Origin of the sequence: Chromobacterium vaccinii, from assembly GCF_001855275.1 — a bacterium.
Taxonomy (GTDB): Bacteria; Pseudomonadota; Gammaproteobacteria; order Burkholderiales; family Chromobacteriaceae; genus Chromobacterium; species Chromobacterium vaccinii.
The window spans coordinates 225,694-239,338 of record NZ_CP017707.1; the positions used below are offsets into that span (position 1 = coordinate 225,694).

Below are 13,645 nucleotides of genomic sequence, written 5' to 3' on the forward strand. Positions count from 1 at the left end.
AACAGTATGGATAGACGGCATTTCCTCAAGACCACGCTGGCCGGCAGCGGCGGCTGGCTGCTGGGCGCCGCCGCGCAGGCCGCGCCGGCGCTGATCGTGCCGGATCGGTTGCGTCCGCAGGCGGCTTCAGGCATCCAGATCGGCGATGTGGGCGCGGACCGGGCGATAGTCTGGGCGCGCGCCGACCGCACGGCGCGCATGCAGGTGGAGTGGGATGTCAGCGAGCGTTTCGCCGATCCCCGCAAGCTGCGCGGGCCATGGGCCACCGAGGCCACCGATTTCACCACCCGCATCGATCTGAGCGGCTTGCCGGCCGGCGAGCAGCTGTTCGTCCGCGTGCGTTACGAGGATGCCGCCTCCCCGCGCGCGCTATCCGAGCCGCTGCTGGGCCGTTTCCGCACGGCATCGCGGCAGCCGCGCGACTTGCGCTTCGTCTGGTCCGGCGACACCGCCGGCCAGGGCTTCGGCATCAATCCGGATTGGGGCGGCATGCGTATTTATGAAACCATGCGCCGGCAGCAGCCGGACTTTTTCGTCCACTGCGGCGATACCATCTACGCCGACGGTCCGATGGCCGCTGAAATGACGGTGGAAGAGGGGAAAATATGGCGCAACCTGGTGACGCCCGAGGTGAGCAAGGTGGCGGAGACGCTGGACGAATATCGCGGCCGCTATCGCTATAACCTGCTGGACGACAATGTGCGTCGCTTCGCCGCCGAAGTGCCGCAGATCTGGCAATGGGACGACCACGAGGTGGTCAACAACTGGTCTGACAGCAAGAACCTGGCCGACGACGCCCGCTACCGCGAAAAGAGCATAGGCGTGCTGCAGGCCCGCGCGACGCGCGCCTTCATGGAGTACGCGCCGCTGCGCCATTACGGCGATCGCGAAAGCGAGCGGGTGTACCGCCGCCTGCCGCAGGGGCCGCTGCTGGACGTGTTCGTGCTGGACATGCGCAGCTACCGCGACGCCAACGGCGCCAATTTGCAGGCCGAGGGCGAACCGGGCGGCGGCTTCATGGGCCGCGAGCAACTGCACTGGCTGCTGGAGGGATTGAAGTCGTCCCGCGCCGTATGGAAGGCGGTGATGGCGGACATGCCGCTGGCGCTGCAGGTGGGCGACGGCAAGAATGCTGACGGCAGTCCGCGCTGGGAGGCGATGGCCAATGGCGATCACGGGCAGCCGCGCGGGCGGGAGCTGGAGCTGGCCTGGCTGCTGGGCGAGATCAAGCGCCAGGACATCCGCAACGTGGTCTGGTTCACCGCAGACGTCCATTACACCGCCGCCCACCATTACCATCCGGAGCGGGCGGCTTTCGCCGATTTCAACCCGTTCTGGGAGTTCGTGTCCGGCCCGCTCAACGCCGGCACCTTCGGGCCAAACGCGCTGGACATGACTTTCGGCCCCAAGGTCGTATACCAGAAAGCCCCGTCTGCGCAGAACACCTCGCCGCTGGCCGGGATGCAGTTCTTCGGCCAGGTGGACATCGATGCCCGCAGCCGGGCGATGACGGTGAGGCTGAAGGATGTGGCGGGGCAGACCCTGTTCACGCAGGAATTGCCGCCCGCCTGATCGCGGCAAGCTTGTGCTTGGACCGAGGAGCCGTTGCGGCCGCGCGGCTTAGCGCCGGCGGTCATTCCGTCACGATATGGTTTTGGCAACAGAAGCTTAACAGTGTTATTGACATGGGCATTGTTCTGATCTAGATAAAATCATGCTTTTACAATGACAACGCCGCCGGCTGCGCGCCGGCCGGCCCTCGCGCCCGCGCATGACGCCATGCGCCGCGCCTTCTGCAATGGTATTCGTGGCCTGACTGTTCGATCCTGCCTGGGAGAAAGTCAATGGTGCGAATCGCGTCCCCCATCAGTGAAATCAAGGAACGTTACGAGGTTGTGGTGATCGGCTCCGGCTACGGCGGGGGCATCGCCGCGTCGCGGATGGCGCGGGCCGGCCGTTCGGTCTGCCTGCTGGAGCGGGGTCGGGAGATCATTCCCGGCGAGTACCCCGACACGCTGGCGGAAGCGACCGAGGAATTCCAGGTCCACCACCCGGATGGCCACCTCGGCTCCCGCACCGGCCTTTACGATTTGCACGTCAACGCACAGCAGAACGTGATCGTCGGCTGCGGCCTGGGCGGGACTTCGCTGATCAACGCCAATGTGTCGCTGCAGCCGGAGCCGCAGGTGTTCGAGGACCCGCGCTGGCCGGAGGGCGTGCGCGATCATGTGGACACGCTGTTGAAAGAGGGGTACGCGCGGGCGCAACAGATGCTGAAGCCCACGCCCTATCCGGATGCCGCGCCGGCCTTGCCCAAGCTGCAGGCCAACCAGAAATCCGGCGAGCGGATACAGGCCAAGCATACTTTCTACCGTCCGCCGATCAACGTGACTTTCGACAAGCTGCCAAACGATCTCAACCACGTCGGCGTCGAGCAGAAGCCCTGTAATTACTGCGGCGACTGCGTGTCCGGCTGCAACAACCATGCCAAGAACACCACGCTGATGAATTATCTGCCGGACGCCAGCAACCACGGCGCGGAGATATTCTGCCAGGCGTCGGTGCGCTATCTGGAGAGGGATGGCGACGGTTGGATCGTCCATTTTCAGTACGTGGGCACCGGGCGGGAGAAATTCGACGCGCCGACGCTGTTCGTCAAGGCGGACATCGTGGTCCTGTCCGCAGGCACGCTGGGTTCCACCGAGATTCTGCTGCGCTCCCGCGCCGAAGGCCTGCCGCTGTCCGACCAGCTGGGCCAGCACATGAGCGGCAACGGCGACATCCTCGGCTTCGGCTACAACAACGGCGACAAGATCAACGGCATCGGCTTCGGCACGCATTCAGCCAAGGAGGTCGGCCCGGTCGGCCCCTGTATCACCTCCATCATCGACATGCGCGACGAGAGCGGCTGGCGTCGGCGCATGGTGATAGAAGAGGGCTCCATTCCCGGCGCCATCGGCGGGCTGATGGTGCCGGCGATGGCCGCGGCGTCGGCTGAGCTGGGCCAGCCTTCGGAAACCGGCGCGCTGGCCAAGATCAAATACGCGGCGCGCGAGGTGGAGAGCGCGTTGCGCGGGCCTTACCACGGCGCGATGAACCGTTTGCAGACTTATCTGATCATGAGCCACGACGACGGCGCCGGCCGGATGGCGCTGGACGATCACGACCAACTGCGGCTGGATTGGCCGAACGTGGGCGAGCAACCCAACTTCAAGATCGGCAACGACAGGCTGCAGGAGGCCACCCGGGCGCTGGGCGGCATTTATGTGCGCAACCCGATCTGGACCGATCTGTTCAAGCACAGCTTGATCACCGTGCACCCGCTGGGCGGCTGCGTGATGGGGGAGGACGCGGGCCAGGGCGTGGTCAATCACAAGGGCCAGGCGTTCTGCGGGACGAGCGGGCGCGATGTCTATCCCGGCCTGTACGTGACCGACGGCTCGGTGATTCCGACCTCGCTGGCGGTGAATCCGCTGTTCACCATCTCGGCGGTCAGCGAGCGGGCGATGGCGCTGCTGGCGGCGGACCGCGGCTGGAAGATCGACTACACGCTGCCGTCGGCGCCGCGCCGCGCGCCGCCGCCGCAGTCGGACAAGCCCGGCATCGAATTCACCGAGACGATGAAGGGCTTTTTCTCCACAGCCCACCGCCAGCCGGCGGGAACCGATCTGGCGGCGTACGAGGCGGCGGCCCAGGCCGGTCAGGACGCCGGTTCGACCATGGGCTTTACCGTCACCGTGGCGTCCGACGATCTGGACCGGTTGATTTCCGACCCCAGTCATCCCGCCACCATCGTCGGCACGTTGAACGCGCCGACCTTGTCGGCGCTGCCGCTGACAGTCAGCCATGGCGTGTTCAACCTGTTCGAGGAATATCCGCAGCAGGTGGGCGAGCGCCACATGAATTACAAGATGCGCTTGAGCGCCGAGGATGGGTCCGAGTACTTCTTCAGCGCGTTCAAATCGGTGCCCAGCGATCACGGGCCGCTCAAGATCTGGGCCGATACCAGCACCTTGTACGTGACGGTGTACCAGGGCGTGGATGATGGCGGCGAGGTGGTCGGCAGCGGGGTGCTGCATATCGAGCCGGCCGACTTCGCGCGGCAGATGACCACGATGAAGGTGCTCAACGTCTCCAGCGAGGCGGAGCGGCTGAAACAGCTGGCGCGCTTCGGCGAGTATTTCGCCGGTGTGCTGTGGGAGAGCTACGGCGGCGTGCTGGCCCCCAATGTCTACTTCAATCCGGACGCGCCGCCGCGCAAGAAGCGTCCGCTCAACGCCGGCGCGCCCGAGGTGGCGTTCTTCCCGACCGACGACGGCGTCAATCTGCGGCTCACGCGCTACAACGGCGGCGGCAAGGGACCGGTGATGCTGGTGCACGGCCTGGGCGTGGGGTCGAACATCTTCTCCACCGACACCATCTCCACCAATCTGCTGGAGTACCTGTACCAGCACGGCTACGACGTGTGGCTGCTGGACTTCCGCGTCAGCATTCTGCTGGAAGCCAGCCAGCAGCAGTGGGACGGCGACCAGGTGGCGCGCTACGACTATCCGGCTGCGATCCGGCGGATACGCGAAGCCACCGGCGCGGCCGACGTGCAGTGCGTGGTGCACTGCTACGGCGCCACCACCTTCTTCATGTCCATGCTGGCCGGGCTGGAGGGGGTGAGGTCGGTGGTGTGCTCGCAGATCGCCGCCGACATCGTGGTGCCGGCCGCCACCCAGGTGAAGACCGGCCTGCATCTGCCGACGGTGCTGGACAAGTTGGGCGTGCAATCGCTGACCGCCTATACCGCGTCCGATTCCAACTGGTTCGAGAAACTGTACGACACCGCGCTGAAGGGCTATGCGCTGGCGGAGGCGCAGGGCTATTGCAACAACCCGGTCTGCCATCGCATCACCTTCATGTACGCGCCGCTGTACCGTCACGAAACCCTCAACGAGACGCTGCACGACAATCTGCACGAGCTGTTCGGGGTGGCGAACATGCGCACCATGGAGCATCTGGCGCGGATGTGCCGCGAGGGGCGGCTGGTGTCCTTCGACGGCGACGACATCTACATGCCGCACTTCGAGCGGCTGCAGCTGCCCATCCTGTTCATCAGCGGCGAGCAGAACGAGTGCTACCTGCCGGAGAGCACCGAGCGCACGTATGACAAGCTGGTGCAGCGTTTCGGGCCGGAGCGTTACAGCCGGCTGGTGGTGCCGGGCTACGGCCACATTGACTGCATGTTCGGCAAGAACGCGGCGGCCGACGTCTACCCGGCCATCGTCGCCCATCTGGACAAGACAGCAGGCGGCTGAGGCGAAACCGCCGGGGCCGCTGTCCGGTCCCGGCCGCGCCTGGCCATTCGACGCCGTCTTCACAAGGACCTCCCCATGGACAAGACTCGTTGCGCGGAATGCGGCGTACGCTGGTTCCAGCGCTTCATCTGGATCGGCATCGCCATCAATATGGTGTTCGCCATCCCGGCGCTGTTCTGGCCGGATTTCCTGAACAGCAGCTTCGGCCTGCCCAGCCAGGCGGTGTACCCGTGGCTGCAGAACGCCGGCATGCTGCTGGTGGGCGTCAGCCTGTTTTACGCGCCGGCCGGCGTCAACGCCGCGCGCTATCCGGTGTATTCCTGGCTGTGCGTGCTGTCCCGGCTGATCGCGGTGGCGTTCTGGATCTACCTGATCCAGACCTCCGGCTATCCGGACGCCTTCAAGCCCTTGCTGTACTCCGACGCCGCGATGTTCTTGATCCTGGGCGCGCTGCTGTACATCGGCCTGCCGGCGGAGCAGCGGCCGTGGCCATTGATCCGGGCCGGCCTGTGCGGCTTGTGGCGCTGCCTGGCCAAGTGCTTTGCCGGCGCCTGCCGCAAGATCGCCATCGTCGTTGTGCTGGTGTTGGCCTTCGTCGGCTACGAGGCCTGGGCCAATCTGTTGCGAGAGGTGCCGCAGCCGCCGCTGGCGTCCGACGTTGACCACTTCAAGTACGCGGCGATAGGGCTGGGGCCGGACGCGCGCATTCCCTTGTACGTGTTCTCGGTGCTGCCGCAGGTGTGCGCGCAGCGCATGCCCAAGCTTGGCACTGGCTGGCAGGCCTTCGGCTTCATCTACGAGGGCGGGCATGACCTGCCGATCGGCCTGGCCAAGCGCCAGATCGGCTATCCGTCGGTAGAGCCCAATTGCGCGTTGTGCCATACCGGCATGTACCGCAAGAGCGCCGATGACGTGCCGGTGCCGGTGCCCACCGCGCCGGCGGCGCTGCTGGATCTGGAGTCGTTCCAGTGGTTCCTGTACGACTGCGCCGGCGATCCGGATTTCAACGCCAAGGTGATCAACGCCATCGAGCAGCATTACGAGCTGGGGCCGATCGAAAAGCTGTTCTACCGCTTCCTGATCGTGCCGGCCACGCGGCAGGCCTTCCTGAAGCAGAAGCAGCAGTACGCGTGGCAGAAGCTGCGGCCACAGCAGGGGCCGGGTCGCACCGACACCTTCAACCCCACCAAGATGGCGGTGTTCGGTTTCCCGGACGATTCCACCATCGGCACGGTGGACCTGCCGCAGATCTGGAACCAGAAGCCGCGCGAATCGCTGTATCTGCACTGGGACGGCAACAACAACGCCATCAAGGAACGCAACTACGCGGCGGCGATGGCGGTGGGCGCGACGCCGCAATCGGTGCTGCCGGCTGAATTCAAGCGCGTGACCGATTGGCTGCTGTCGCACCCTTCGCCCAAGTGGCCATTCGGCGGCCTGGACCAGGTGCGCGCGCATCGCGGCCAGGCGCTGTGGGAGAAGAATTGCGCCAGCTGCCACGACTTTGGCAAGGCCGATACCGGCCAGGTGACCGTGGGACTGGATGAGCTGGGCACCGACCCCTACCGCGTCAATTCCTTCACCGTCGGGCTGGTGGACAAGTTCCACGAGTTCAAGAAGCCGCCGTTCGATTTCGGCGCCTACCGCAAGACGCAGAGCTACAGCAACACGCCGACCGACGGCATCTGGCTGCGCGCGCCGTATCTGCACAACGGCTCGGTGCCGACGCTGTGGGACCTGCTGCAGAAGCCCGACAAGCGGCCCAAGGTGTTCTACCGAGGCTCCAGCGTGTTCGACACCCGCAGCGTCGGCTTCATCGCCGCCGGACCGGAGGTCAAGGGCGGGGGCTACTTCAAGTTCGACACCCGCCTGCCGGGCAACCACAACACCGGCCACGAGTACGGCACGGGTTTGTCCGATAGCGAAAAGTGGGACCTGATCGAATACATGAAAAATCTGTAAACGGCGGCGATTGTCCGCCGCGCGGAGGTGCGAAATGGATTTCAGCGATTGGAAAAACCGGGTCGAGGCCAGCTTGGCCGACGCCAGGCAGACGCTTGAGCAGAAGAAGCAGATCATGGACCGGCTGCAGCAGGTGCACCAGCAGGTGCGGGACGTGATCGATTCCGGCAGCACCTCGGCCTGCGGCATTCCGTGGGAACTGGCGCGGGGCTTGTCGATTCTGGACAATGTGATGGACGGCAAGTCGCTGCCGACCACCGAGGATGAACTGCCGACCCGGGTGATGGACGATGGCACCCTGCTGGGCTGCCGCAAGTGGGAGTTGCTGGACCCGCTGTGGGGCGAGGCGCTGGTGCAGTGGATCGCGCATTTGTGGGACTACGCGCCGTGGGGAGGCGAGCCGAGCCGCGTCGAGATAGCGGACCAGGTCAGTTTCGCCATCGCCGGCGACTGGGGCACCGGCGACTACATCGCGGCCAAGGTGGCTGCCGCGATGAGCAAGCAGGGCGCCGATTACACCATCCATCTGGGGGATGTCTACTATGCGGGCATCAGCTCGGATGAGAGCAATGATCTGAAAGACTGGCCGGCGGGCGCGAAGGGGCAGTTCACCCTCAATTCCAATCATGAAATGTACAACGGCGCGCTTGGTTACTTCGGCGAGCTGTCGAATAAATTTCCGATGCAGCAGGGCACCAGCTATTTCAGCCTGCACAACCAGAACTGGTTGATTGTCGGCCTGGACAGCGCCTACCACTCGGACAAGATGAATCTATACATGGACGGCGCGCTGGGAGACCAGCAGGCGGCGTGGCTGAAGCAGCTTGCCGCCGGCTGGGACAAGAAGATCATGCTGCTGTCCCACCATCAGGGTTATGCCATGGACGGCTCGACCAAGACGCCGCTGTACCAAGAGGTGGCGGCCGCGCTGGGCCGCGATCCAGATTACTGGTACTGGGGGCACCTGCACAACGTCATCTGTTACCAGCCGCAGGGCAAGCTGCTGGCCCGCTGCGTCGGCCACGGCGCGATTCCGTACGGGCCGGCCAAGGCGCTGGACGGCAAGCCGCAGGTGGCGTGGGCGGAGACGCGTTCCGCCGATGACAGCCAGTATCCGGAGCGGGTGTTGAACGGCTTCGTGAGGCTGGAGTTGAACGGCGACGCGCTGACGGAAACCTTCTACGACGAAAACGGCTACCAGAGGTGGCCCGAGCATTAGCCGGCGAAGAGGGTCAGCCGGGCTCGCTGACGGCGCGGCTGCCTTCTATTTCCAGCACCACGGTATGGGCTAGCGTTTTCAGATGCCTTTTCTCCTCCCCGGCCAGGTGCTTGGGCTTGGAGTCGATCAGGCACAGCGTGCCGATGGCGTGGCCGGACGACAGCTTCAACGGCGCGCCGGCGTAGAAACGGATATTGGGATCGCCAAGCACCATCGGATTGTCACAGAAGCGGTTGTCGTCGCTGGCATCCGGTATTTCCAAAATGTCGTCGCCGAGAATGGCATGCGCGCAGAAGCTGATGTCGCGCGGCGTTTCGCTCGCGTCCAGCCCACAGTGCGACTTGAACCACAGGCGATTGCTGTCCACCAGGCTGATCAGCGCGATCTTGACTGCGAAGCGGGAGCGGCAGTAGGCGGTGATCGCGTCGTAGCGTTCTTCCGGATCGGTATCCAGAATGAGCAACTCTTGCAGCACCCGGACGCGTTCAGCCTCGTTGGCGGGAATGCCGGGAGATTGCATGGCGGCCTCTTGGAATGAGGAATGATTTTCATTATAGGCGGTGGCATCAGACTGTTAATGCCATTCACGGCGTCATTTTTAATGTTAATAGCGTAATTAATACTAAGTGGTATTAGAACTTGCATGAATTCCATGCGTCTGTAATTTTGTTAGGGCATTTGCTCTAGCATCGCGAGTTTTCCAACGACAAAGGAGATGCAGATGAACGATCAAATCCAAACCGCGGATATCGAGCTGGATGCCTGGTTTCAGGAAGAAACCTTCGCCGAAGCGGTGGAGATGATGCAGGACAAAGCCGTCGTGCCGTTCGGCACCGCGCTGTGGCCGGTCTGATAGGGCATTAGCCGAATCCATGTCTGACGACGGGGCCCTGGCGGCCCCGTTTTTTAGAGCCGCCGACAAAAAGAGATCCTGGATCGCGCCTCCCTGCGTCGAACGATTGGCATGGCCCGCGGCGCTTTGGTCCAGAGACTCCGCAAAGTTTTGTCAGCGGACCTTGGGAGAAAGCTGAATGCGCATCACCACCGAAGAGCAGGCGCGAAGTGTCCGCAATATGTACGCCTGCTTGGCATTACATCCGGCAGCCAGGGACAAGGCGGCCTCGGGAGAGCCCATCCGCCTGTTGCTGGGGTTCGACGCATATCACGGCGAAGTTGCCGCGAGCATCGCCGAGGGCGCCGGCGAGGCCATCGCCGCGGACATCCGCTTAGCCGAGCTGGAGAACGAGAGCGCGGACGCGCTGGCGGCCGCGATCGAACAATGCGATGTCTTCATTTTCCTGTACCGCTCGTCCACGTTGCCGTCTGTCGATCCGCGCGGTCCGGCCTTCCTATTGCCGATCAAGCAGGCGATGCAGTCCAACTGGAAGAAATCCATTCTGTTCAAGGACTACGGGCCGTATTTCTACGAGGCGTTCTCCGAGCCGCGGGCGCGTATGGCGGAGCGCAACCGCCGCCTGATCGCGCTGGCGGAGCAAGCCGGGCACGTGGCGTTCGAGCAGGAGGGGGGCGGATGGCTCCGCGGCTCGATCCAGCCCGATCAAGCCTGGACCTCGATAGACGGCGACGGCAATGTCGATCTCGTCCCGGGAGAGATTGCCACTTCCATCGCTGATCTGCAGGGCGAGGTGCGCTTCAGCGGCGCCTTCCTCAGCACGATACCGTTCGCCGTCAAATACGGCGTGGTCCGCGATTTCGCCACGCTGCGCATCCGCGATAGCCGGGTGGCGGACTTCAGTTGCGGCGACGCGCGCTTCTCGGCGGATTTCGACAAGTATCTGAGCGCCAACGCCGGCAACGCCGCGGTGGCGGAGTTCGGCATCGGCACCAATTGCGGCGTGAAGGGACTGTATGGTTTGAACGCCGGCTTCGAGGAGCGCCACCCAGGACTGCATCTGGGCCTGGGCGGCGGCGAGCTGGGCAGCCATCACCTGGACTTGATCTTTTCCGGCGGCCGGCTGCGTTTCGGCGACAAGGTCTTCTTCGACGGCGGTTTCTCGATTTAGCTGAACACCGCGGTGAAGTCGTCGGGGATGTTCAACCGGTACTCTCCATCCGCCAGCACGAAATAACAATTCAGCTGGTTCGCGGCCTGGTCCGCGTCGGTGTCCAGCACGTCCCCGGGGACTTGTATGGTGTCGAAGACGATCACGCCGGAGTTGACGGTCTGGCCTGCCGGCACATCGAAAGCGTTTCCGGGCACGACGCGGATCGTGACGGCGGTGTTGTTGGTAAGCGGACAGTTGTTCAGCGCGAGCGACATGGCGGTCTCCGGAGCGGGGCCGGCGCGGAATGCGTCGGCTCGCTCCATGGACGCTGGCGGAGGGCGGACGTGAGGCCGCTTGCTCAGCCCGGGTCCAGCCGGCACGCCTTGCCGGTGCCGGCGAAGCCGCCGTACAGCTTCATCTGGTCCGGCGTCTTGCGGGAAATGAAGAAGCTGTCCGGCAGCGATTTGCCGGCCAGCGGCTTGGGCCAGGTCAGCAGGCCTTTCTCGTCCATATATCCCTTGAAGCTCTCGCCGCCGCGGAACACTTCCACCGTCTGGGTGCGGCGGTCGAAGCTGAACCGAATCTGATCGTCGCAGTGGTAGCTGGCCTGGATGCGTTGCGGCGGCTGGCAGCCGCTGAGCGCGGCCAGCAGCAGGCAGGCGGCGGACAGACGGAAGAGGGTGGGCATGGCTTGAAGCTTTCTACTGGGAGAACCGGGGGCACACTATACCATGCGCGGGCATGCCGCTCCGGCCTGGACCCGATGAGGCGCGGGCTTTGTCGGCGGATTGCCCGCGTTGGCGCGGCGATATTTATTTAGGGTATTTACTTTATTTTTACAGTAAACCATCTGGAAACATTCAGGCTTTGACCATTATCTTGCGGGTTCCGGTCGGACAATCGGCAGCAGGAATATAAAAACACGCCGATTGCATACCTTCGCTTACAAAGGAGAACCCATGGAGGAGTTGGTCAACGCCATCAACGGCGTGGTCTGGAGTCCGGCACTGATTTACCTGTGCCTGGGCGTGGGCCTGTATTTTTCGCTGCGCACCCGTTTTCTGCAACTGCGGCATTTCAAGGAGATGCTGCGCCTGATGTTCAATCGCCAGAGCAGCAGCGCGGGCGTGTCGTCGTTCCAGGCGCTGGCGATGACGCTGGCGGGACGGGTGGGCACCGGCAATATCGCCGGGGTGGCCACCGCCATCACTTTCGGCGGTCCGGGCGCGATGTTCTGGATGTGGCTGGTGGCCTTTCTCGGCGCCAGCTCCGCTTTCGTCGAGTCCACGCTGGGCCAGGTGTACAAGGAGAAGATAGACGGCCAGTACCGCGGCGGTCCGGCTTTCTACATCGAGAAGGGGCTGGGCATGAAGTGGTATGCCTGGCTGTTCGCGCTGACCACGGTGGTGGCCACCGGCGTGCTGCTGCCCGGCATCCAGGCCAATTCCATCGCCAACTCGATGCAGTCGGCCTTCGGCATCGCGCCCACGGTGACAGCCGCCGTGCTGGCCATCATGCTGGGCTTCATCATCTTCGGCGGCGTCAAGCGCATCGCGGTGTTCGCCGGAGCGGTGGTGCCTTTCATGGCGCTGGGCTACATCATCGTCGCCTGCGTGGTGATCGCGCTCAACATCGAGCAATTGCCGGGCGTGGTGGCGCTGATCTTCAAGAGCGCCTTCGGTTTTGAGGCGGGCATGGGCGCGGTGCTGGGCTTCGCCATCCAGTGGGGCGTGAAGCGCGGCATCTATTCCAACGAGGCCGGTCAGGGCACCGGTCCGCACGCGTCCAGCGCCGCGGCGGTCAGCCATCCGGCCAAGCAGGGCCTGGTGCAGGCGTTCTCGGTCTACATCGACACCCTGTTCGTCTGTTCCGCCACCGCCTTCATGCTGCTGATCACCGGCCAGTACAATGTCCAGGGGCCGGACGGCGCGGCGCTGTACACCGGCATTGCCGGCGTGGCTGCCGGTCCGGGCTATGTGCAGACCGCGATGGAAAGCATCATGCCGGGCTTCGGCTCGGTGTTCGTCGCGCTGGCGCTGTTCTTCTTCGCCTTCACCACCATCATCGCCTACTACTACATCGCCGAGACCAACATCGCCTTCATCAACCGCAAGGCGCGGCGGCCGTGGCTGGTGTTCGCGCTGAAGGTGGGGCTGATGGCGGCCACCGTCTACGGCACGGTGAAGACCGCCGATCTGGCTTGGGGTCTGGGCGATATCGGCGTCGGCCTGATGGCCTGGCTGAACATCATCGCCATCATCCTGATGCAGAAGCCGGCGCTGGCCTGCCTGCGCGATTACGAGGCGCAGAAGGCGCAAGGCGTGGACCCGGTGTTCCATCCGGAAAAGCTGGGCATCGTCAACGCCGCCTACTGGGCAGGCCGCCGCGCCGAGAGCAATCTGGACGAGGAGTCGAGCGGCCCGCCGCCGGGAGGCAAGCCGGAACCGGCCAAAGCCGGCTGATTCACGCAACGCCCGCTCACGCGGGCGTTTTTGCGTCGTCATGGCATTCGGGCATGGGGTTTGCTTTTATCTCCCGCAGACCCATTGCGCGAATGAGACCATGGACCCGTCCGCCCCCTTGAGGCTGTTGCTGGTCAACGATACCGACCGGCCGATGCGGCAGCTGCGCGACGCCTTCGCCGACGCCGGCTACCTGGTCATCGCCCAGGCCGACGGCGCGGCCGAGCTGCTGCGGCTGGCGGAGTCGGAGCGGCCGGACGTCATCATCGTCGATACCGAATCGCCGACGCGCGACACGCTGGAGCAGCTCGCGCTGATGGAGCGCTCCGCGCCGCGCCCGGTGGTGATGTTCGCCGAACACGGCGGGGTGCCCGCCATACAGGCCGCGGTGCGCGCCGGGGTCACCGCCTACATCGTCGACCACGTCTCCGCGGAGCGGCTGGCGCCCATCATCGACATGGCTAGGGTCAAGTTCGAGGAGGACGCCGCGCTGAAGCGCAAGCTGGCCGACATGGAGCGGCAGCTGGCGGAGCGCAAGCTGATCGAGCGGGCCAAGGGCATCCTGATGCGCCGGCGGCGGCTTGGCGAAGAAGAGGCGTACGCGCTGCTGCGCAGCCAGGCGATGAGGTCGGGCTTGCGCCTGGCCGACCTGGCTCTTCAACTGATCCACGCCAGCGAGCTGCTGGATTGAGA

Annotated in this window: 11 protein-coding genes; 8 read left to right on the forward strand and 3 right to left on the reverse strand. The window is 64.4% G+C overall.

Annotated elements, in window-relative coordinates; translation table 11 throughout:
• Positions 1–6: 6 nt before the first annotated feature.
• The 4 genes from BKX93_RS01055 to BKX93_RS01070 all read left to right on the forward strand — a co-directional run bounded on the left by BKX93_RS01055 (position 7) and on the right by BKX93_RS01070 (position 8,484).
• Positions 7–1,572, forward strand: coding sequence for an alkaline phosphatase D family protein (locus BKX93_RS01055; RefSeq protein WP_070978211.1), 1,566 nt, complete (start codon positions 7–9; stop codon positions 1,570–1,572).
• Between the two features lie 272 nt (positions 1,573–1,844).
• Positions 1,845–5,303 (forward strand): alpha/beta fold hydrolase, encoded by a 3,459-nt coding sequence (locus tag BKX93_RS01060; protein WP_070978213.1) that lies wholly within the window; start codon positions 1,845–1,847, stop codon positions 5,301–5,303.
• A 75-nt stretch (positions 5,304–5,378) separates the two neighbouring features.
• Positions 5,379–7,265 (forward strand): c-type cytochrome, encoded by a 1,887-nt coding sequence (locus BKX93_RS01065; protein ID WP_046155815.1) that lies wholly within the window; start codon positions 5,379–5,381, stop codon positions 7,263–7,265.
• 34 nt (positions 7,266–7,299) lie between these two features.
• On the forward strand, positions 7,300–8,484 hold the full coding sequence (locus BKX93_RS01070; RefSeq protein WP_070978215.1) for a metallophosphoesterase family protein: 1,185 nt from the start codon (positions 7,300–7,302) through the stop codon (positions 8,482–8,484).
• 13 nt (positions 8,485–8,497) lie between these two features.
• On the opposite strand, the gene BKX93_RS01075 is transcribed toward BKX93_RS01070, so the two are convergent.
• Entirely contained in the window at positions 8,498–9,004 is a 507-nt protein-coding gene (locus BKX93_RS01075; RefSeq protein ID WP_070978217.1) for a GAF domain-containing protein, read from the reverse strand.
• A 201-nt stretch (positions 9,005–9,205) separates the two neighbouring features.
• Between BKX93_RS01075 and BKX93_RS25865 the strand changes: the two genes are divergently transcribed.
• Together BKX93_RS25865 and BKX93_RS01080 are read left to right on the forward strand one after the other, a co-directional pair.
• Positions 9,206–9,337 (forward strand): hypothetical protein, encoded by a 132-nt coding sequence (locus BKX93_RS25865; RefSeq protein ID WP_260799464.1) that lies wholly within the window; start codon positions 9,206–9,208, stop codon positions 9,335–9,337.
• Between the two features lie 178 nt (positions 9,338–9,515).
• Complete coding sequence (locus BKX93_RS01080) at positions 9,516–10,508, forward strand: CgnE/CgnB domain-containing protein (RefSeq protein WP_070978222.1); 993 nt, start codon at positions 9,516–9,518, stop codon at positions 10,506–10,508.
• Here BKX93_RS01080 and BKX93_RS01085 read toward each other — a convergent pair.
• Entirely contained in the window at positions 10,505–10,765 is a 261-nt protein-coding gene (locus BKX93_RS01085; protein ID WP_145929192.1) for a hypothetical protein, read from the reverse strand. The two genes, BKX93_RS01080 and BKX93_RS01085, sit on opposite strands and share 4 nt — an antisense overlap.
• A gap of 83 nt (positions 10,766–10,848) precedes the next feature.
• Positions 10,849–11,178: a hypothetical protein gene (locus BKX93_RS01090; protein WP_070978225.1), complete on the reverse strand. Its 330-nt coding sequence runs from the start codon at positions 11,176–11,178 to the stop codon at positions 10,849–10,851.
• 271 nt (positions 11,179–11,449) lie between these two features.
• Here BKX93_RS01090 and BKX93_RS01095 point away from each other — a divergent pair, with 271 nt between their 5' ends.
• Entirely contained in the window at positions 11,450–12,952 is a 1,503-nt protein-coding gene (locus BKX93_RS01095; protein WP_070978227.1) for an alanine/glycine:cation symporter family protein, read from the forward strand.
• A gap of 100 nt (positions 12,953–13,052) precedes the next feature.
• The gene (locus BKX93_RS01100; protein ID WP_070978228.1) at positions 13,053–13,643 is read left to right on the forward strand and encodes an ANTAR domain-containing response regulator; all 591 of its coding nucleotides are present in this window, start codon (positions 13,053–13,055) and stop codon (positions 13,641–13,643) included.
• Positions 13,644–13,645: the final 2 nt, after the last annotated feature.

What these genes read in the sequence shown, in the direction of transcription:
- BKX93_RS01070 (WP_070978215.1), top strand. Translation starts at nt 7,300, where the DNA reads ATGGATTTCAGCGATTGGAAAAACCGGGTCGAGGCCAGCTTGGCCGAC.
- BKX93_RS01095 (WP_070978227.1), top strand. Translation starts at nt 11,450, where the DNA reads ATGGAGGAGTTGGTCAACGCCATCAACGGCGTGGTCTGGAGTCCGGCA.
- BKX93_RS01080 (WP_070978222.1), top strand. Translation starts at nt 9,516, where the DNA reads ATGCGCATCACCACCGAAGAGCAGGCGCGAAGTGTCCGCAATATGTAC.
- BKX93_RS01055 (WP_070978211.1), top strand. Translation starts at nt 7, where the DNA reads ATGGATAGACGGCATTTCCTCAAGACCACGCTGGCCGGCAGCGGCGGC.
- BKX93_RS01085 (WP_145929192.1), bottom strand. Translation starts at nt 10,765, where the DNA reads ATGTCGCTCGCGCTGAACAACTGTCCGCTTACCAACAACACCGCCGTC.
- BKX93_RS25865 (WP_260799464.1), top strand. Translation starts at nt 9,206, where the DNA reads ATGAACGATCAAATCCAAACCGCGGATATCGAGCTGGATGCCTGGTTT.
- BKX93_RS01075 (WP_070978217.1), bottom strand. Translation starts at nt 9,004, where the DNA reads ATGCAATCTCCCGGCATTCCCGCCAACGAGGCTGAACGCGTCCGGGTG.
- BKX93_RS01090 (WP_070978225.1), bottom strand. Translation starts at nt 11,178, where the DNA reads ATGCCCACCCTCTTCCGTCTGTCCGCCGCCTGCCTGCTGCTGGCCGCG.
- BKX93_RS01065 (WP_046155815.1), top strand. Translation starts at nt 5,379, where the DNA reads ATGGACAAGACTCGTTGCGCGGAATGCGGCGTACGCTGGTTCCAGCGC.
- BKX93_RS01100 (WP_070978228.1), top strand. Translation starts at nt 13,053, where the DNA reads ATGGACCCGTCCGCCCCCTTGAGGCTGTTGCTGGTCAACGATACCGAC.
- BKX93_RS01060 (WP_070978213.1), top strand. Translation starts at nt 1,845, where the DNA reads ATGGTGCGAATCGCGTCCCCCATCAGTGAAATCAAGGAACGTTACGAG.